The sequence below is a fragment of the Methylophaga nitratireducenticrescens genome, assembly GCF_000260985.4.
GTDB lineage: Bacteria > Pseudomonadota > Gammaproteobacteria > Nitrosococcales > Methylophagaceae > Methylophaga > Methylophaga nitratireducenticrescens.
Genome location: NC_017857.3, coordinates 1,449,823 through 1,470,742 on the forward strand (window position 1 = coordinate 1,449,823; position 20,920 = coordinate 1,470,742).

Below are 20,920 nucleotides of genomic sequence, written 5' to 3' on the forward strand. Positions count from 1 at the left end.
TAAGCCACAATTTTACAGAAATCATGGTTTTTTCTATGGGCCAATCACATTGATTACGACTTAACTATGATAGTACTTAAGACTATTTGTCGATTGAATTGTATTCTTAATGGAGTCGCAAGCTTTAGATGAAAAAATTTCATTCACCGGTCTGGTGTGTGGCGGGTTTGCCGTTTCACCAAATGACAATCGAACAAGCTGTAAATTATTTATATTGGTCAATAGAACATAAACACCGTTGTTTCTTATCGACGCCCAACCTCAATTTTGCTGCCACTTCGCAGTTTGATCCTGATTTTTATAAGTCGGTAATTCAAAGTGATCTAGTGGTTGTGGACGGTATTTCATTACTCCTAACAGCTAAGCTACTCAATATTCCCATACCAGAAAGAGTTGCTGGCTCAGATATTTTTGCCCGATTATCTGAACAAGTATTATCCCCAAAAATTAAAGTGTTTTTTTTGGGTGGTGAGCCTGGTATTGCTGAAAAGGCCCATCAGCAGCTAAATAAAAGCAGCCAAGGAATGATAAGCTGCGGCTTTTATGATCCTGGATTTGTTTCGGTGGAAGAAATGTCCAATGATTCAATTATCGAGAAAATCAATAATAGTGATCCAGACTTTCTAGTGGTGGCGCTTGGTGCCAAAAAAGGACAACAATGGATCTTGCGTAATCAGACGAAGCTAAATGCAACAGTTATTTCTCATCTTGGCGCGGTAATAAATTTTGTTGCGGGACATGTAAAGCGTGCCCCCGAAAAATGGCAACGTTATGGATTAGAGTGGTTATGGCGAATCAGACAGGAGCCAAAACTTCTAAAGCGATATTTTTTTGATGCGATCACTTACTCCAGACTATTACTGACTCAAATTATTCCCCTTTACTGGTATTCACGTTATTTAACCCAAAAGGTTACCTCTCATGATTATCAGACAGAAGTCAGATTTAGCCAGGGTGAGCAGTTGATTGTCTATCTGTCTGGTTGTGTCGAAGGCGAGTATTTGGATCAATTAGACGAGATTTTTGATGATGTATTGGATAAGCAAGTTCCTGATGTAATTATAAATGTTACTGATCTTAAGTTAATTGGTGCTGATATAGTGGGACGGCTTTTATTCTTGCAAGGGTATCTGGAACGTCAAGGTCGAGGTTTGAGTTTACAAGGGATTTCTGAAAAATTGCAGCGTATATTGCGCTTTAGTGGTGTTTTAAATCGATTCAAGTTAATCTGACATTATAAGTAATGAATCGCATATGAATGGAGGCCAAGGTTGTTAAACATTAAAATGGTAGGGATGTTTATCCTTGCACTCGCGATAGCGATAATTGCTTATTGGGCAGGGCTTGCCGAGGCTGTTTCAAGATGGAGCAACCAGGAAGAATACAGTCATGGCTTTTTAATCCCTCTGGTCACGCTTTTTATTCTATGGGAAAAACGTAATTTAATTAATGCTGCAAAAGGCCCCCCACTGTGGTCTGGGGTCTTCGTGATACTCATTGCCATAATTATTTTTATTGTGGGCGAAATCAGCGCGCTGTTTTTACTTATTCAATACTCCTTTGTAATGATTCTGCTTGGGCTTTCGATGGTCACCGTTGGCAAAGCGACTAAATATACCTTTGCTCCAATATTGTTACTTTTATTTGCGATTCCCTTACCCTACGTTATAGAAGTCGTTCTTACCGCCAAGCTTCAGTTATTTTCTTCGTGGTTAGGTGTTCAGGTCATTCGGTTATTCCAAATCCCGGTGTTTCTGGAAGGCAATATTATCGATCTTGGCGTTTATCAGCTTCAGGTCGTGGAAGCCTGTAGTGGACTACGTTATCTCTTCCCGTTAATGAGTCTGGGTTTTATTGCTGCGTATTTTTATCAAGCAGCATTCTGGAAGCGTGCAACCATTTTTCTGATGACGATTCCAATTACCATTTTGATGAATAGTTTCCGGATCGGTGCTATAGGCGTGATGGTTGATAATTGGGGCATCTCAATGGCAGAAGGTTTTCTGCATGACTTTGAGGGCTGGATTATCTTTATGGCCTGCGCCGCTTTGCTTTTCTTACTGGTGGTCTTTCTAGAGAAAATTGCACCCAGTCGAAAAACGCTGTCGCAGCTTTTTGGTGTAGTGGATCATGCACCAGCCAATAAAATGTTCAGTGGGGATTCGCTGGTGTATTCCTACAAACCATTTATTGTTGTTCTGATTCTTCTGATTGCGGCTTTATTTTCTACTAAATTCTTTGATAATCGTGTTGAAGAAATTCCAGAACATCAGGAATTCATTAGTTTCCCATTGCAATTTACGGGTTGGATTGGACAGCATGAAAAATTAGATGAGCGTGTGGTGGATAAGCTGGGCATGACAGATTATCTGTTTGTAAACTTCACCGGTATGGATAGTAGTATTGTTAACCTTTATGTGGCTTATTACGAAACTCAGCGCAAAGGGCAATCTCCACATTCACCACGAGTATGTATTCCAGGGGGCGGCTGGGAGATTGCAGATTTTCGTCGAACTGAAGTCATGGGGGAGCCAATTAACCGCGTTATTATTAAAAATGGCGATCAGGAACAGTTGGTTTATTACTGGTTCCAGGGCCGTGGTCGACAGATTGCCAATGAATATTTGAATAAGTGGTTTTTATTCAAAGATGCATTATTAGAAAACAGAACAGATGGCGCATTGGTTCGTTATGTCACGCCTGTGCATCCGGGCGAGAGTCATCAGGAGGCTGATGCCAGAATCCAATTGCTTATGCAGAGTACCTCACCCGAAATCAAACGTTATCTTGCAGAATAAGTTTAGGAATATGGATATGAAAATTTTAAAACGTACCGTTCTTGCCGCCTTATTGATTGGCGTCATTTCAGGCTGTGGCTCTGCCGAGGAGTCTTCTGCAAAGTTTATTGAAAGCGGTAAAGAACTGATGGAACAGGGTGATTTTGAGAAGGCCCGGTTGGAGTTTCGAAACGCCTTACAGATTAATCCATTAGAAGCCGAAGGCTATTATCAACTGGCACTGATTGATGAAAAGAACCAGAACTGGAAGGGTATGTATGCCAATTTATCCACGGTGGAGTCGCTGGATCCGAATAACGTTAATGCTATCGTTAAATTGGGACAAATCCAGCTGTTGTCTGGTCGCCTGGACGAGGCAATGGAACGGTCTGAAAAAGCACTTACTCTGGAGCCGGAAAATATCGAAGCCATATTGCTTCAGGCAACGATTTATATCAAACAGGAAAATTTTGCTGAAGCTGAAAAGCAAATTAATCAGGCTTTATCAATTGATAACACGTCGATGGAGGCATTATCAGCTCAGATAATGTTATACAAAGAAACTGAAAAATACGATTTAGCACTTTCAGCCGCAGATGAAGCATTAGCGGTTCATCCTGAATCGTTACCGGTAAAAATGATCAAGTTGAGTATTTACGAAGCGCAGAAAGACTTTAAGGCGATGGAATCTATGCTCAGATCATTAGCAGAAGAAATGCCAGATGAAAGCTGGATAGCTATTTCATTGACGAAAATACTTAACGATGTTCTGAATCGTCCGGATGAAGCCAAAAAGGTAATGGAAAATTATATAGCGGGTAATCCTGATGATATCGATACAAAATTGGCCTATGTCGGATTTTTGAATAATTTTGATAATGAAGCTGCCGTTGCCTTGCTGAATCAATATGTTGCCGAGCATCCGGATAATCAGGAATTACGGTTTGCCAAGTTGGAAATGTTGCAGAGACAGGGTAAAACCGAAGATATGGTAGCGGAATTGGAGACTATTATTGCGTCGGAGCCTGATACCGAAAGCGGTTTAAGAGCAAAGTCGACATTAGCGAGTCTCGAAGCCAGCAAAGGAAACTTTGACCAGGCTGAAAAAATGGCCGATGAAGTGCTTGTGATTGATGCACAAAATGAACAGGCGTTATTGATTAAATCAAAGCTACAAATTCGTAATGAGGACTTTGATTCTGCGATAAGTAATCTTAGGACGATTATTCGTAATAATCCTGAAGCGGATGAGGCGATGGTTTTGCTGGCACAGGTTTATATGAAAACCGGTTCAGCACAATTAGCGGAGAATAGTTTCAGACAGGCGCTGTCCGTGAATCCTAAAAACCCTCAGGCGGCTATCTCTGTGGCGAGCAGTTTGATGCGGAATAACGACTTGGATCGGACAGAAGGTGTATTGATTGGTGCTTTGGAAGGAAGCCCGAACTCTGAAGAATTATTGCAGGCACTGGCGCAAGTTCGGATTTTGAAACGTGACTGGTCAGGTACCAAAACAATATTGGATTCATTGCGTGATTCGGAGTCTGCTTTAACACACCTTTTGACTGCTCAGATGTATCAGGGCCTCGAAGATTACACGCTGGCCATAACGGAATATGATCGGGCCCTGCAGATTGATCCTGGTCTTACCCGTGCATTGCAGGAGCTGGCTCAAAGCTATCTGCGTCTTGAACAGCAAGATGAAATGATCGAATACCTTAATCAACATATCGTTGAATATCCCGAGCTATTAAATGGTTATTCTGTATTAAGCAATTATTATGTGTCTCAGAACGACTGGGACGCAGCGATAAGTGTCACTGAAAAAGGCATTAAGTCGAATCCTGAATGGGGTGGTGGCTATGGCATGATGGCAGGGCTTTATCAGCAAAAAGGTGATATGGAGCAGGCCGTTTCAACTTATCAAAAAGGTCTCGAAAAGTTACCTGACGATAATGTTCTCACTTTACAACTGGCCTCAACCTATGAAGCGATGAGAGACTATCCAAAAGCCAGGGAATTATATGAAGAAGTCCTTTCCCGCGATCCTTCCATAGACGTGGCGGCAAATAATTTGGCCAGTTTGCTGACCGATCAATTTGAATCACCAGAAAATCTGCAGCGGGCATTAACTTTGTCCAGTCGTTTTCGTGATTCTGAACAACCTTATTTTGCCGATACCTTTGGTTGGGTAAATTACAAAATGGGGAATTATGAAGATGCCAGACCGGCATTGGAAACAGCTGCTTCAAGTGAGCAATCCATTGCTTTATTCCATTATCATCTTGGTCGGGTATATGTTGCGTTGAATATGCCTGAAGAAGCACAACAGTCATTTGAGCGTGCTCAGCGCATGGCGACTGAAGGCAATGATGAAGCGTTACTTGGTAAGGTTACGGAACAATTAAATCAGCTGTAGTCCGCTACAACATCAGATAAAAAGCCTTGCAGGACTGACTTAACCTGCAAGGCTTTTTTGTGTCAATGGTTTTTAACCTGCCATGCGTTTTAAAACATCGTCTTTTTGAATGATGTGATGATAAAGTGCACCGGCAATATGGGCGATGACCAGAAAGACCAATAAAAAAGCAAAAGGAGAGTGCCACTCACCGAGCGAAAGTGCCCAGGGAACTTCATCGGCTGGTTTAGCAATCAGTTCAACACCAAACACTTTGACTGGATAGCCTTTACCGTAAATATATAATGCGCCAAGGAAAGGCATAACCAGTAATGATAGATACATCAGCCGATGTGCCAGTTTAGCGATGACACCATCCATTCCCGGATTAGTTGGACGCTGAGGTTTTTGTTTCATCGTCCATAATAGACGCGCTATTGTGAGAACTAAAATGGTAGCCCCCATGGTTACATGCCATGGACCAAAGGTATCGCCCAGCCAGTGTTCGCCTTCATTAATACGATCCGCAAATTTGAAAAACTGCTGCAGCACTAACACAGCGATTACCCAATGAAAAAAACGCGTGATGGATCCATAGCGTTCGTTATTGTCATGTAACATTTCTCTCTCCTTTGTTTGCCATTATTTCTTATATTCACGAGAACGTTATCTCGCCTTTTTAGTATATGAGCACCAAGTTTAAGTGTTTATTAAGAGCATAGAATTACACTATTATTGATGAACTACTTTGATCAGACGTCTTGAAAATAGGTGTGGATCTGTTCCAGTCGCTCATACACATGATCAATAAACGCCAAGGCAACTCGTGACGGATGTTTGCCCATTGGGTGAACCAGACACCATGAGCGGCGAATTGGAAAGTCCTGAATCTCCAACATTTTCAATTGTCCGGTTCGTAACTCAGCGATCACACTTAACCTTGGCAGGATGGCTACACCAAGACCAGCAATTACAGCGTGCTTAATGCTTTCATTGGAACTTAATTCCATGGTCGGTTTAATTTGCAGACGATGCTGCTGACAGTGATGTTCAACGGCAAACCGGGTTCCTGAACCATTTTCCCGAATCAACATGGGCTCGGCAAAAAACTGCTTTGCTGATACCTGAGTTTGGCTTTTCAAAGGATGTTGGTTGCTGATTACAGGAATGAGTTCATTATCCAGGAAAGGTAATGTGCTTAATGAACGTCCTTCAGGGACCATCGCCATAATCACCAGATCATCAATATTCAGTTTTAGTCTATCCAAGGCCTGGGTGCGGTTTACAACGTCGACATGAACATTTACCGCCGGAAATTCTTTCAGAAAGCTGCTCAGCAAATAGGGCACGACAGTTTGCGATGAACTGACAATACTTAATCGTAAATCCCCTGAAAGCGCTTCCCGTAATAAATTCAATTCACTTTGCAGTTCGCTCATTTGTCCAAACAGTCGTTCTATAAAAGCAGCCACCCGTTCACCCGCTTCGGTGCAATACAGTTGGCGACCGATATATTCAAACAGTGGCTGTTCAAGGGCATTCTCCAGATGCCGCATTTGTGAGCTGACTGCGGGTTGGGTGAGGCCCAGATATTCCGCTGCTTTGCGATAACCTTTATATTGGTAGACCGCCTGAAAAACCTGCATTTGCCTGAACGACAGACGGGAAACTAATTGTTGGAGACTGAGCGCCATTACTGCACCTGTATATTGAGTGATAAGTTTTTACTTATCGATGAATTATATTTAATTGATTTTTGTTTATCAGTAATTTGTTTTACGCTTTGCCAACAAATCTGGCCGAGGCTGAGCTATGTTGAAAAAAATTCTGATCGCCAATCGCGGCGAAATTGCTGTTCGAATCGTCCGGGCCTGCTCGGAAATGGGGATTCGTTCAGTGGCAATTTATACTGAACCGGATCGTTATGCCTTACATGTTAAACGCGCTGATGAGTCATATTCATTAGGCGAAGACCCGCTTGAAGGTTATCTGGATCCGGTACGGCTGGTAAATCTGGCTGTTGAAACCGGCTGTGATGCGATTCATCCCGGTTATGGTTTCCTGTCTGAAAATGCCCGGTTTGCCCGTTTGTGTGAACAAAACGGCATCATCTTTATTGGACCTAAAGCATCAGTTATTGAAAAGATGGGGGATAAAACGGCTGCTCGCGATAGCATGCGTGAAGCGGGCGTACCAATCACTCCGGGCTCTGATGGCAACCTTGCAGATATTAATGAAGCATTAACGGTTGCCGAAGATATAGGTTACCCCATCATGATCAAGGCAACTTCTGGCGGTGGTGGACGAGGTATTCGCCGTTGTGACACGCCAGCTGAACTGAAACAACAGTTTCCCCGGGTTATTTCCGAAGCGACCAAAGCCTTTGGCTCAGCTGAAGTGTTTATGGAAAAGTGTATTGTTAACCCACGACATATCGAAGTACAGGTGTTGGCTGACAGTCATGGCAATGTGGTGCATTTATATGAACGCGATTGTTCTATTCAACGACGTAATCAAAAGCTGATTGAAATTGCTCCAAGTCCACAGTTAACGCCTGAACAACGTAACTATATCGGTGGTTTGGCGGTAAAAGCCACTGAAGCCGTTGGTTATGAAAATGCCGGAACCGTTGAATTTCTGCTGACCGGAAATCAGGTGTATTTCATGGAGATGAATACCCGGATTCAGGTCGAGCACACCATTACCGAACAGATTACCGGTATTGATATTGTTCGCGAACAATTACGCATCGCCGCCGGTGAAACCTTGCGATACCGTCAGGAAGATATTCATTATCGCGGCTTTGCCCTGCAGTTTCGGATCAATGCTGAAGATCCGAAAAATGATTTCTTGCCCAGCTTTGGACGTATCACGCATTACTATGCTCCGGGTGGCCCAGGTGTTCGGGTCGATACCGCAATTTATACCGGATATGAAATCCCGCCTTATTTTGACTCGATGTGTTTGAAACTGGTGGTCTGGGCACTGGACTGGGAAGATGCAGTCGATCGTGGCCGTCGTGCTCTGGATGATATGCGTTTACATGGCATCAAAACCACGGCCAGTTATTATCAGCAGATCCTCAAACATCCCGATTTCAGAGCAGGAAAATTTGATACCAGCTTTGTTGCTGCTCATCCCGAATTACTGACCTATTCAGATAAACGTCATCCCACCGCATTGGCACTGGTTTTGGCTACGGCCATCGCCGCGCATGCAGGCTGGTAAAACAAGTTAGCCGGAGAATTGTAATGAAACAAATTCAAGTTACTGATGTGACGCTGCGTGATGCGCATCAATCATTGATTGCCACTCGTATGCGAACCGATGACATGTTACCGATCTGCGAGAAGCTGGATCGGGTGGGCTACTGGTCATTGGAAGTCTGGGGCGGGGCGACTTTTGATGCCTGCGTTCGTTATCTGAAAGAAGACCCATGGCAACGTTTGCGGATGTTACGCGGCATGCTACCCAACACACGACTACAAATGTTGTTACGTGGACAGAATCTGTTGGGATATCGTCATTATGCTGATGATGTGGTGCAGGCTTTTGTTACCAAAGCCGCTGAGAATGGCATTGATGTGTTCCGGGTATTTGATGCGTTGAACGATATGCGTAATCTGGAAACAGCATTAAAAGCGGTGAAAGATGCTGGTAAACATGCTCAGGGCACTATCGCCTATACCACTAGCCCGGTGCATACACCCGAATTATTTGTTGAACAGGCCAAAACCCTCCGTGATATGGGTGCTGATTCCATTGCGATAAAAGATATGGCCGGTCTGCTGGCACCGTATCCCACTTATGAGCTGGTGAAAGCCATTAAATCCGCTGTGGATTTGCCGTTAGTGATTCATAGTCATTCTACCTCTGGTTTGGCACCATTGTGTCAGTTAAAAGCCATTGAAGCGGGCGTTGACCGGATTGATACGGCGATTTCAGCGTTTGCCGGTGGCACCAGTCATCCGGCTACTGAAAGCCAGGTAGCAGCATTAAAAGGCACCGAATGGGATACTGGACTGGATTTGAATTTACTGTCGGAAATTGCCGATTATTTCCGTGAAGTGCGTAAAAAGTATCACCAGTTCGAAAGCGAATTCACCCGTGAAGATGTATCGGTTCAAATCAATCAGGTGCCCGGTGGCATGATGTCCAATCTGGCCAATCAGCTGAAAGAGCAGAATGCTTTGGATCGTATCCGTGAAGTATTTGCCGAGATTCCAAGAGTCCGTGAAGATCTGGGCTTCCCACCATTAGTCACGCCAACCTCACAAATCGTCGGTACCCAGGCGGTTTATAACGTATTAAGTGGCGAGCGTTATAAAACCATCACTAATGAAGTGAAACGTTATTTACTGGGTGGTTATGGCCAGCCACCTGCACCGATTAATGCCGAATTGCAACGCAAAGCCATTGGCAATGAAACCGTGATGGAATCACGTCCAGCCGACTCGATTGCCCCTGAAATGGACAAATTACGCGCCAAGGTGGGTGATTTGGCAACCTGCGAAGAAGATGTATTAACCTTTGCCATGTTCCCTGATATCGGACGTGAATTCCTCCAGCAACGGTTGGATGGAACGTTACAACCTGAACCTTTGATTCCAGAGAGTAAAGGTAAAGCGCCAGGCACGGTATCAACCGAATTTAAAGTCGATGTGCATGGTGAAACCTATGATGTCGCGATTACCGGTGTCGGCGATGTCGGTGGCGGCAAACGCAAAATGTATATATCAGTCGATGGAATGCCTGAAGAAGTCGTCTTTGAAACCATCAGCGAATTTGTTTCCGATGGTGCTCAGCAAGGTCGCAAAAAAGCCAGCGATCCCGGTCATGTCACTACGCCGTTACCAGGTAATGTGGTTGAAGTGCTGGTCAATGTGGGCGACAAAGTGAACTCAGGACAATCGACGATGATTATCGAAGCCATGAAAATGGAATCCGAGTTGCTGGCGAATATCGAAGGAGAAGTCAAAGCGATCCATGTCACTAAAGGGGATCGGGTGACACCTGGAGAGGTGTTGATCGAAATTGGTTAACTGCTAAATACCTCATCAAAAACCGGGCTTTCCCCGGTTTATTTTTATTACCTAATTAAGTTGTATAGATATTACTGCATCAATTATTGATATCTTTTTTTTAGAAAATATTCATGGAGCTGAAGTTTGTTTCTTTAATGATAAAGCCGATTTTAACTTTTTCATTGATAATGTGCTCAGCCATGCGCGCACTGGATCTTCAATAAACTTGACCAGCAATAGACTCAATATGACAAGAAAAATGGTAAGCGCAATACCAGTAAAAGGTGCATGTTCTGAAATTAGGTGTTTATAACCAATCATATCGAGTGATGTAGTGATAAATTTACTAATGGGATAATGTATTACATATAAAGGGTAACTCGCTGCTCCAAGCATGAGTAGACTTGAATTAAAACGTGACTCTTTAAATTGTGATGCTATTAAGATAGAAACAGGAAAGAGTAAAGTTATAATTAAAAAATCGATTAAAAAGTCATAACTTTGAGTTTTCGGAATCAAAAGAGCCGAAATTACTACGAAAATTGGAATCCAAGGCGAAATATATGAAACTTTTTCTATCAATCGATCTCGGATTCTGTAGAGTAAAACACCCATCATTATGCCAAAAACTGATCTGGCCATACCGGCTATATAATGGTGAATACCATTACCAAATCCAATATTTAAATGCCCATTATTAAACGCTGAAAAAAATAAAACTGAAGCAGAGGTAACTAAGATTATGATAAGAGTTTTAGTAGTTAAGAAAGGTGCGATAGCTGCATACAAGAAATTAACTATCAATTCATAAAATAATGACCAATATGGCGGATTAAGTGTAAAAAGCATATCGCTAGAAAATCGAGTTATAAACAAGCTGGTCAGTAACGCTGTATATCCTGTCCATAGCAAAATGTTATTACCTTGTATGAATCCGCCAATTAAAATGAGAACAGAGGCTAATGCAAGAGACAATAAGTACATTGGGTAGAGTCGAATAATTCTTTTACGAAAGAATCCGCCGAAGGATAGTAAGCCATCAGTAAGTTTTTGCTCGTATGCATGAGCGATAACGAAACCACTTAATATAAAAAAAACATCTACTGCTAGATAACTTCTGTTGCCCCACACACCAAAATAATCATTAGTATGAGCAACCATTACCAGAAGCGCAGCTAACCCCCTTAATCCGTCCAGGAAAACGAAAGTATGTTTTTTCATTATTAACTATCCCTGTCGCTTTGTTGGCATTAAAAAATGAGATTAAAAGAATTTTTAATCATATATCGCTTAGAAAAAATACAGCTTATGTTGCTGAATAATACAGGTCAATTGATGTAATAAATAATAGTTGAACCTGTAAGTTGTTTAAAGGTTTGAGATAAATTAAGTTAATTTATAATTCAAGTTAATAAAGGGAGACTGTAAAAATCATTTGTGTTTGCCATGTTCACCGAGTGTAAATTGTAACCTTGATCAATTTGTGTTTTTTCAGTGCTTCTATTTTATAGATAATTGGGTAGTGTTAGGACTTGTTCATCATTCATTGCCACCTCTGCTAGAGGCTCATTTCGTCCAACAAGGCGGAAATGATTCGGTTTAGTTGTTCTATATAAGTCATTTCCATCGCTCTGGGGCAGAAAAATAGTCCCAACCCTTTGGGTTGTGGCTGAACTCCGCGTGGCATGCATGGAAGTAGGTCAGGGGCGTGAGAGGACACTGTTTGTTTAGAATGACTATAAAAAACGCCGAGACTAGCCATATTCCAGACATAACTTTTGCATATGATGAGCAAGTACAAATGTCGCGGGCGCAAGACGCACATGGAGATAAGCACTTTGAGCGCAAGCCCTGACGGGGGTGAGATATATGGAGGTGTCTCACAAACTGCGCTCCTCTTCGCGCCTTAATAGGTGAAATTTTCAGTCACAACAGAGGTGGCTTCAAAAGACCAACAGCCCTAGCAGATACTTATTGGTATTCAATGTTCTTAACAGGAGACAGCCGCTATGAAATCAAAGCTTACGATGACTCAGTGCATACATAATGATACGTATCGCAATGCTCAAGGTTCGCCTCAACCACCGTTATATGACACGAGTCTGTTTGCTTTTGAGAGTACACAAGCGATGCGTGATGTTATTGATGGTAAAACACCAGGAGCTTTTTACAGTCGCTATGGCCTGAATCCAACCATCATGGCGCTGGAAGGTAAACTGGCTCAACTCGATCATGCCGAGGCCAGTTTGGCCTTTTCTTCTGGCATGGCGGCAATCTCTGCCTTGTTCATGCGGTTTGCTGCTCAGGGTATTTTATGTCTGGGAGATGTCTATGGCGGTACTAAACAGCTTTTAACCAGACAGCTTCCGGAACTTGGTATAAAGACGTTTTCGCTGAGCCAGACTGATCTGGACTCGGTGGAAACAGCCATAAAAACGCATCAACCTCGTTTGGTTTATCTCGAATCGCCAAGTAACCCGACATTGCAGCTACAAAACATCAGTGGGCTGGCTGAGCTAGCTCATGCGAATGGTGCTTTATTAGCTGTGGACAATACGTTTGCTACGCCTATTAATCAGTGCCCGATTGACCTGGGGGCTGATTTTACTGTGCAAAGTGCCACCAAATACCTGGGAGGTCATAGCGATTTAACCGCAGGGGTATTGTCTGGGTGTCGTTTGGAGTTGGATTATATCAATGCGTGGCGTAAAAACCTTGGTCAGACGATTGCGACCGAAGTTGCACATAAGCTGTCTCGTAGTCTGCTCACTTTGGCGCTTAGGGTAGAACGGCATAATGATAATGCCCAGCTTATCGCTGATTATCTGGATGCGCATTCCAAGGTGCGTAAAACCTGTTATCCCGGGTTGGCTTCACATTCACAACATATGCTTGCTAAACAGCAAATGTCCGGTTTTGGCGGGATGGCCAGTTTTTATATCGCTGGTGATGGCTCCATGGCTGAGCGTTTTATCGATTTGTTGAAAGTCTTTTCCATTGCACCGAGTCTGGGTGGTGTTGAGAGTCTGGCGACTCAACCGATATATACGTCGCATTATGGCTTGTCTGAAGAGATATTGAGACAAGCCGATGTTGACGGCAGTTTGATTCGGCTCTCAATTGGCTTGGAAGATATAAACGATTTAATTGACGATCTGGAACAGGCTTTTAGTCTTTGTCAGTGAATGTTTCAGCTATCGACTCTGATTTGTGGGTAGCCTTTATCTCATCCGAAGAGAAGGAGCGGAGGATTATCAGCTACAATTCCCGCTGCTGAAACTCATTTCGCCCTACTGCACTGGAAATAACTTATGTAGAATTATTGCATCGCATTATTTCCGCCTTGTTGAACGAAATGCCCCCCAGCAAAGGGGGGGCAATGAAAAACCAACAGAGCCTGATCCATCCCTTTTGAGAATCACGATGAGTAATAAAGAGCAACAGGATATGGTGGTTGAGTTTACCCCGTTAGAAAAAATCGAAGCACTCTATAGTGAGTTAACGGACTGGTATGGTGAAGCAGATAAAAAAGAACTCAGAGTGGCTGCCAAATTACTCATGGTGTCACTGGAAAAGTTTTCGCTTTATGGCGGATCCGACTGGCATGATTTAGTAAATGAATATGTTGATATTCTCAAAAACGATCCCGAACAATTTCAAAAAATCCTGCGCTCCAATCGTGGTGAATTAAAAGATAAAAAATCTACCGGAAATTATCACTAGGTAATTAAAAACCGGCGTTTTTCCTGCTCGCTTCGGAGTAGCTTGGCAAACTTTCGTGTTTGCTTTGGCAGGTAAATGAAATCATCTACCAATGATTTTTTCCGACGCTTTTTGCTTAACTCTGCGGGCTCAAAAAAATGCTTGGCATTTTCACAAGATAAGACAAAAGGAGAATAACCTTCCCGCATCAACACATAGCTCATAATCAAGGAGCCAGTGCGGTGATTTCCTTCTAAAAAGAGCTGTGGCTGACTGAGAATGTTGGTGAAGATGCCTGCACTACGTTTCCAGACATCAGTGTTTTCATTTAATGCCAGCCAGTCCATTAACTGACCAATCCCGCCATCTCTAACGTCATAAAAGTGGGATTGGGTGGCTTCAAACTGTGAGTGTTTCTCTATTGATGAATTGGTTGAATGTTGATAGAGAACAATATAGTTCAGTTCGAGCAGTAACCCTGAATTCCCATAGGCAAATAAATCGATGCCATTGACCAGATACTCGTCAATTTTTGCATAACCCGCGATCAGGTTTTCGATCACCGTATCGCTGGGTGGTGTTCGTTTGACCTTGAGCGAGGCGTTAATCTTTTTAAAATTATTTTGCGTATCTATCAGGCACGATCTGATGGCAGCAATATCAAGTCTTGCAATATTGTCCATCAAATCAAACCCGATAGTTCATCATGTCGTTCAGTCGTTATCCGTAAAAAATGATAAAAAGTCTGGATTAACTAAACTCACCCCTGACATATTGTTTGGTGAGTAATTGTTGTGGATCTTCAAAAATCTTCTTTGTGTCATCCATTTCCACCAGATAGCCGGTGCGGCCACCATTCGAAATATCCACCCCCAGAAATGCAGTGACATCAGCAACACGCATCGCCTGCTGCATATTGTGGGTTACCAGCGCCACGCTGTAATGCTGTTTTAACTCAACCATCAGCTCTTCAATCTGACGTGTAGCAATGGGATCCAGAGCAGAGCAGGGCTCATCCATTAACAGTACATCGGGCTCAGTTGCAATCGCTCGTGCAATACACAAACGCTGCTGCTGACCACCGGATAGTGAAAGCCCACTGTTTTTAAGTTTATCTTTAACATCATTCCAGATGGCCGCTCTTTTCAGCGCTTTGACCACCATCTCTTCTTCATCGCCCTTATAACCATTGAGTCGTAAACCAAATGCAACATTGTCATAAATGCTCATTGAGAAGGGATTAGGAAGCTGGAAAACCATACCGATATAACGGCGGACAATGACTGCATCCACTTTTTTACTGTAGATATCATGATCATGATATTGAATGTGACCTTCAAATCTGAACGAGTCAATCAAATCATTCATCCGATTCATACTTCTCAGTACAGTACTTTTGCCACAACCAGATGGGCCAATAAAACCAGTCACTTTATTTTTTTCAACCGGGATAGTGGTATCTCTAACTGCTCGGAAATCACCGTAGTAAATGTTTTTGACATAGCAGTCTAAAACGACAGGGCCTTTTGGCTCATATTTTTTGGCGATGAACTCACCTGTTTCGGTTTGCATATTCATAGTTATTTCCTTGGTTATTCTCTAAATTTTGTTCTGCCAACGACACGGGCAACGATATTGAAAAACAATACGAGTAAGACCAGTGCCAGCGAAGCAGTCCATGCCAGTTCAATTTGATTCTCAAACGGCATACCGGAAAAGTTGTAAATCAGAATGGATAGCGAGGCAGTTGGTTCTGCCAGCTCGGACATGTAGTAATTGCTGAACAAGGCTGTGAACAGTAATGGAGCAGATTCACCCGCCGCACCGGCAACTGCCAGAATGACCCCAGTCATAATCCCGGGTAGGGCGGTCGGCAAGACCACTTTAAAAATGACCTGGGTACGGGTACAACCCATGCCAAAGGCTGCATCTTTCATTCTTTGTGGCACCTGCTTCATGGCTTCCTCAGCAGCTAGAGTAACGGTTGGCAGCATTAATACCGCCAAAGCCACACCACCAGCCCAGGCCGAGTAGGTGCCTGTGGTGATAACGATGACAGCATAGACAAACACACCAGCCAGAATAGAGGGGAAGCCGGTCAGCACTTTGGATAAAAATCTGGAGACAGTCGCGGTTTTACTGTTGGGGTTAAGTATGGCCAGATAGAGTGCCGCCATGGTTCCAATGGGAATACTCAGTGCGGAGGCAATACCTACCATGGTCAGTGTTCCCACGATAGCATTACCAAAACCACCGCCGGTTTCGAAGCCGGCTGGTGGCAATGCTGTAATAGCCTCAAAATCAAGTCTTGCACCACCTTCCATGATGAGCATGTAAATAACCGATATCAGAGGAATACTGGCTAATATGGCTAATCCCCAAACCAATCCTGTCAGGAAGAAATCTTTCAAGGCTCTCAGTTCGAGCACATTTTTCTCAAGACTCGGTAAATTGATCCTGGGTGGCAGAATCTGTTCGTTAATCTGACTCATTTTTTACCCTCAAATTTACGCATGGTGTATTGCTGAACGGCCAGACCGGCAACATTGACCACAAAGGTGATAAGCAGCAGGACCAGAGACGCATACATTAGTGCCTGAATTTCAATTTGGCCTGCTTCAGGGAAGGTTGAAGCCAGCAGTGATGCCAATGTATTGGCAGGGGCAAACAGTGAGACACTGATGTCATTCACGTTACCGATTAACATGGCCAGTGCCATGGTTTCGCCCAACGCGCGACCAAATCCCAATACCAAACCTGCCAGAATCCCAGAGGAGGCTGTTGGTAGCATGACTTTAAGAATCACTTCCCATTTTGTCGCCCCCATACCATAGGCTGCTTCTTTTACTTTGTAAGGAATACGACGGAAGGCATCGGCTGAAATGGCTGCTACAGTCGGAAGAATCATAATGGCGAGCACCAACGCCGCGGGAGCCAAGCCTGGACCACTTAAATCGGTACTGAACAAGGGAAACCAGCCAAACGTTTCATGCAGCCAATGGGCAGCCGGCCTGATTAACGGGATAAGCACATAAATACCCCATAAACCATAAACTACTGAAGGAATAGCCGCTAAAAGCTCAATGATGGTTCTGAACATCACTTCGACTTTGGCATGCATGAAGCCCTGAGTCAGGAAGATGGCAATAGCTACTCCTAATCCACCACCAATCAGCAATGCGAGTAATGAACTGTACAGCGTTCCCCAAATCTCAGGTAACACGCCAAACTCATTCTGGTTGGTATCCCAGGTAGTACCGGTGATAAAACCTAAACCATGATCCTTAATTGCAGGTAATGCCTGAGAACCGAGTTCAAAAACGATATAAGCGACTAAAAGAATGATTGATAAAGCACAGAAGTAAGCAAAAGATCTGAAGATGGAATCTTTCATGTAATCAGTTGGAGAAGGCGGCGCGGACAGTGTATTGCCACTCGCGGAATCTTTAAAAGGATCGTGAACCATTTGTGTTCCTATCAATCGTGAATATTTATAGTAAATATTGCTAACATCTTATTTTCAGGCGCTTGAACAGATAAATGCTGCAAGTGTTTAAAACACTTGCAGCATTACATTTATCAGACAACCAAGCGTGATTACTGAATCATGCTGGCCGCGTTGCGAACTTTCTCAACAACATTTTCTGGCAGCGGGATATAACCCATTGCTTCAGAAGATTCCTGACCAGTAGTGATCATGTATTCAATAAGGTCTTTTAATGCTTTGGCTTTCTCTTCACCTTGATTTTTGTAAACAAGTAACCAGGTGAACGTTGCGATAGGGTAAGCATCATCGCCCGATGGATCAGTTGCCCATGCACGTAAATCCGGTACATCACTATTTGGCAGATTACCTTCCGGGAAAGTGGTCGTTGCTAAGGCTGAAGCACCGGTTTCGCCACCGGCTTCAATAAAGTTACCTTTTTGATTTTCCAGCAGGGCAGTAGGCATTTTGGTCAATTTGGCAAAACCATATTCAACATAACCAATTGCGCCAGGCGTTTGTTTGATAGTCGCTGTTACACCATCGTTTTTAGGTGCTTTGACGATGGTGCCAGCACTTGGCCAGTTGGGTGCTTTTGCACCACCAACTTGTTCTTTGAAATTATCGCTGATTGCTGCCAGATGATTAGTGAATACATAGCTGGTACCACTTGAATCAGAACGAACAACAACAGTTATGTTTTGGTCAGGAAGTTTTACATCAGGATTAGCTGCCTGGATTTTCGGGTCGTTCCAGTTAGTAATGTTGCCCAGGAAGATTTCCGGATAAACATCACGTGGAAGTTTTAATTCTGTAACACCATCAAGGTTGTATGAAATGACCACTTCACCCGCCGTTACAGGTAACAGGATAGTGCCTTTTTTGACCTGGGCAATTTCACTGTCTTTCATCGCAGCATCACTGCCCGCAAAATCTACTGTTTCGTTAATGAAATCCTGAATACCTGCGCCACTACCTTTTGATTGGTAGTCAACACGAACACCATCAGTTTGCTTGCTGTAGTCCTTAAACCACTTGTTATAAAGTGGTGCTGGAAAACTTGCACCAGAACCATTCAATTTGAGATCAGCATATGCCGCTGTTGAACTCATGGCACCAATAAGCGCGCCAATGACAAAAACTGACTTTGCGCTCTTCGCAAATAGTTTCATAAAAACTCCTGACTAATGAAAAAAGTAAAACACTCGATTTACAATTTGCTCAGTCTAGAGGCCGTTTGTTAAATATTTATGACAGAGGTTTAAAGTTGAGTATTGTGGTTTTTTTATAGTGGAAGTTTTAGTTTAATATCGCTGGCGAAAAGCCTAACGAGTAATAATTTGATAATCGGGTTATAAATCACTGAGATCTCAAAGAAAAGCGGTCTAGCCATCAAGTGGACAGTTACGATATTAGCTTTGAATAAAAAACCCGGCACTAATTAATCGTGCCGGGCCAAATTAAGAAGCTGATGGTACCTTTCGTTACAAACTAAACACGCTTAACACGCCTCCCAAGGAAGTCCAGTTGGACAGTGATTTGTAGGCTCCCACAGCGCCAAGACCATCGGTATCATTTTCCAGATTATTGGTCATACCGATACCGGCCCAGCCACCAATGCCTGACAAGATTGAGATGTATTGTTTACCATCATGTTTGTAGGAATTAACGTTGCCGATAATGCCCGATGGGGTTTTAAAGCGCCAAAGTTCACGTCCGGTTTTGGCATCCAGGGCTTTCAGATAGCCCTCCAGCGTGCCATAGAACACCACGTCACCAGCGGTAACCATTGCGCCGGACCAAACTGAGAACCGTTCAGGATTTGTCCAGATGATTTTGCCTTCACGAGCATCCCAGGCAATAAAGTTACCCATATTGTCTTTGGTGGCTGCAAACATATTTACTTCAGCACCGACATACGGTTGGCCTGCCAGATATTCAACTTCGAAGGGTTCCAGATCCATACAGATATGGTTGGTCGGTACATAGAACAACCCCGTTCTTGGCGAATATGCCGCAGGTTGTTGATCTTTGGCACCATGAGCTGCAGGACAGATACCGGTTGTCTGAGTATCTTCACCATTGGCTTCTGGTGAGTAGGTAGCAACGCGATCCGGTAGTCCCGTTTTTATGTTGATGCTTTTAGCCCAGTTAACACTGGGGTCAAATTTTTCAGCCACCAATAATTCCCCGGTTCCGCGATCCATGGTGTAGCCAAAGCCGTTACGGTCAAAATGCACTAGCATCTTACGCATTTTGCCTTTCACTTTCTGGTCGACCAGAATGTTTTCGTTGACGCCGTCATAATCCCATTCATCGTGCGGGGTCATCTGATAAATCCATTTGGCCACACCGCTATCCAGATCTCGAGCAAACAAGGCCATGGTCCATTTGTTATCACCGGGACGTTGTAGTGGGTTCCAAGTTGATGGATTACCGGTTCCATAGTAATAAAGATTCATTTCCGGATCATAAGAGAACCAGCCCCAAGTGGTGCCGCCACCGATTTTCCATTGCTCACCTTGCCAGGACTTCAATGAGGAATCTTTGCCAACGGGGCGCAGCATGGAGGTGGTGTTTTGCGGATCGATTATCATTTCGTCATCAGGTCCGGTGCTGTAGGCTTTGTAGAGTGTTTTGCCATCCATATCATAGGCCTGAACGTAGCCACGGACGCCGAATTCGCCACCTGAAATACCGACAATTATTTTGTCTTTGAAGACATTGGCATTAGCGGTATTGGTCGCACCAACGGTTGGATCGTCACGTTTATCTGACCAAAGTAATTTACCAGTATTGATATCCAAAGCAGCCAATGTGGTGTCTGCCTGATTGAGGAAAATTTTACCATCGCCATAAGCCAAACCACGATTTACCACATCACAACACATAACAGGAACCGTTTCGTCGTAATTTTGTTTTGGTTCGTACTTCCACTTGATGGCACCGTCATTATTCAAATCCAGCGCGTAGACGATGTTTGGATAAGGTGTATGAACATACATCACATCATCAATGATCAGCGAGTTACCCTCGTGACCACGTAACACACCGGTAGAAAATGACCAGGCCATATTCAGATCCTGAACGTTATCCCGGTTGATTTCATCTAATTGACTGTAACGGGTATTCGCATAGTTACCTGCTGACATCACCCATGTCTCTGGATTCTCCTGCATGCCGAGTAACTCATCTGCAACAGTGAGACCTGGAAGCGCCAATGACATCATTGCGATAGATAATTTAGTTTTATTCATATTGTTTCCTCTATGTTAGCCGCCTCAAAAGCCGTTAATTAACCGTCATGTGAAATTAGCTTTTGAACGGAGTGAGGATGTTAGCAACGAGGTAATAGGAATAATTGCCCGTGTGTCCGAATCTTTTTTAACGTTCTGGAACCACAGTCAAGTCAGTGAGGAAAAGGGTAGAGAGGGAAATTCAGTAAACAACTTAATAAATAAGGTTGATTCTACAAAGGGGCAGCAATTTGAGAGGATCAGGGTTTAAGCAGATTGATTAACAAATTTCAGACATA

General features: G+C 43.4%; 16 protein-coding genes. 7 read left to right on the forward strand and 9 right to left on the reverse strand.

Translation table 11 applies throughout. The annotated features are described in order from the left end of the window. Positions 1–128 precede the first annotated feature (128 nt). From Q7A_RS07015 to Q7A_RS07025, 3 genes are read left to right on the forward strand one after another with little or no spacing between them, the layout of a single operon-like run. Entirely contained in the window at positions 129–1,232 is a 1,104-nt protein-coding gene (locus Q7A_RS07015; RefSeq protein WP_014706644.1) for a WecB/TagA/CpsF family glycosyltransferase, read from the forward strand. Between the two features lie 39 nt (positions 1,233–1,271). After that, on the forward strand, positions 1,272–2,798 hold the full coding sequence (xrtD, locus tag Q7A_RS07020; protein ID WP_238595961.1) for a VPLPA-CTERM-specific exosortase XrtD: 1,527 nt from the start codon (positions 1,272–1,274) through the stop codon (positions 2,796–2,798). Between the two features lie 16 nt (positions 2,799–2,814). Next, positions 2,815–5,196 carry a tetratricopeptide repeat protein gene (locus tag Q7A_RS07025; protein ID WP_014706646.1) on the forward strand — a complete coding sequence of 794 codons (2,382 nt, stop codon included), beginning with the start codon at positions 2,815–2,817 and terminating at the stop codon, positions 5,194–5,196. 72 nt (positions 5,197–5,268) lie between these two features. Here Q7A_RS07025 and Q7A_RS07030 read toward each other — a convergent pair whose 3' ends face one another. Beyond that, on the reverse strand, positions 5,269–5,796 hold the full coding sequence (locus Q7A_RS07030) for a cytochrome b (protein WP_014706647.1): 528 nt from the start codon (positions 5,794–5,796) through the stop codon (positions 5,269–5,271). Between the two features lie 131 nt (positions 5,797–5,927). Then, positions 5,928–6,869 (reverse strand): LysR family transcriptional regulator, encoded by a 942-nt coding sequence (locus Q7A_RS07035; RefSeq protein WP_014706648.1) that lies wholly within the window; start codon positions 6,867–6,869, stop codon positions 5,928–5,930. 118 nt (positions 6,870–6,987) lie between these two features. Between Q7A_RS07035 and Q7A_RS07040 the strand changes: the two genes are divergently transcribed. Further along, positions 6,988–8,403 carry an acetyl-CoA carboxylase biotin carboxylase subunit gene (locus Q7A_RS07040; protein WP_014706649.1) on the forward strand — a complete coding sequence of 472 codons (1,416 nt, stop codon included), beginning with the start codon at positions 6,988–6,990 and terminating at the stop codon, positions 8,401–8,403. A 23-nt stretch (positions 8,404–8,426) separates the two neighbouring features. After that, a complete protein-coding gene (gene oadA, locus Q7A_RS07045) occupies positions 8,427–10,217 on the forward strand; it encodes a sodium-extruding oxaloacetate decarboxylase subunit alpha (RefSeq protein ID WP_014706650.1) in 1,791 nt (596 codons plus the stop codon). Positions 10,218–10,328: 111 nt separating this feature from the next. Here oadA and Q7A_RS07050 read toward each other — a convergent pair whose 3' ends face one another. Continuing rightward, positions 10,329–11,420 (reverse strand): acyltransferase family protein, encoded by a 1,092-nt coding sequence (locus Q7A_RS07050; RefSeq protein WP_014706651.1) that lies wholly within the window; start codon positions 11,418–11,420, stop codon positions 10,329–10,331. Between the two features lie 788 nt (positions 11,421–12,208). On the opposite strand from Q7A_RS07050, the gene Q7A_RS07060 reads away from it, so the two are divergent. Beyond that, the gene (locus Q7A_RS07060) at positions 12,209–13,384 is read left to right on the forward strand and encodes a trans-sulfuration enzyme family protein (protein WP_041354442.1); all 1,176 of its coding nucleotides are present in this window, start codon (positions 12,209–12,211) and stop codon (positions 13,382–13,384) included. 238 nt (positions 13,385–13,622) lie between these two features. After that, positions 13,623–13,922 carry a hypothetical protein gene (locus tag Q7A_RS07065; protein WP_014706654.1) on the forward strand — a complete coding sequence of 100 codons (300 nt, stop codon included), beginning with the start codon at positions 13,623–13,625 and terminating at the stop codon, positions 13,920–13,922. Here the strand turns inward: Q7A_RS07065 and Q7A_RS07070 are convergent. From Q7A_RS07070 to Q7A_RS07095, 6 genes are all read right to left on the reverse strand, one after another. Then, positions 13,919–14,584, reverse strand: coding sequence for a hypothetical protein (locus tag Q7A_RS07070; RefSeq protein ID WP_014706655.1), 666 nt, complete (start codon positions 14,582–14,584; stop codon positions 13,919–13,921). The genes Q7A_RS07065 and Q7A_RS07070 overlap by 4 nt on opposite strands. A gap of 67 nt (positions 14,585–14,651) precedes the next feature. Continuing rightward, the gene (gene pstB, locus Q7A_RS07075; RefSeq protein ID WP_014706656.1) at positions 14,652–15,479 is read right to left on the reverse strand and encodes a phosphate ABC transporter ATP-binding protein PstB; all 828 of its coding nucleotides are present in this window, start codon (positions 15,477–15,479) and stop codon (positions 14,652–14,654) included. A gap of 14 nt (positions 15,480–15,493) precedes the next feature. Beyond that, positions 15,494–16,393 (reverse strand): phosphate ABC transporter permease PstA, encoded by a 900-nt coding sequence (gene pstA / locus Q7A_RS07080; RefSeq protein WP_014706657.1) that lies wholly within the window; start codon positions 16,391–16,393, stop codon positions 15,494–15,496. Then, entirely contained in the window at positions 16,390–17,367 is a 978-nt protein-coding gene (gene pstC / locus Q7A_RS07085; RefSeq protein WP_014706658.1) for a phosphate ABC transporter permease subunit PstC, read from the reverse strand. Before pstC ends, pstA begins: the two co-directional genes overlap by 4 nt. Positions 17,368–17,498: 131 nt before the next feature. Further along, positions 17,499–18,557 carry a phosphate ABC transporter substrate-binding protein PstS gene (gene pstS / locus Q7A_RS07090; RefSeq protein WP_014706659.1) on the reverse strand — a complete coding sequence of 353 codons (1,059 nt, stop codon included), beginning with the start codon at positions 18,555–18,557 and terminating at the stop codon, positions 17,499–17,501. A gap of 312 nt (positions 18,558–18,869) precedes the next feature. Further along, the gene (locus tag Q7A_RS07095) at positions 18,870–20,642 is read right to left on the reverse strand and encodes a methanol/ethanol family PQQ-dependent dehydrogenase (protein ID WP_014706660.1); all 1,773 of its coding nucleotides are present in this window, start codon (positions 20,640–20,642) and stop codon (positions 18,870–18,872) included. Positions 20,643–20,920 lie beyond the last annotated feature (278 nt).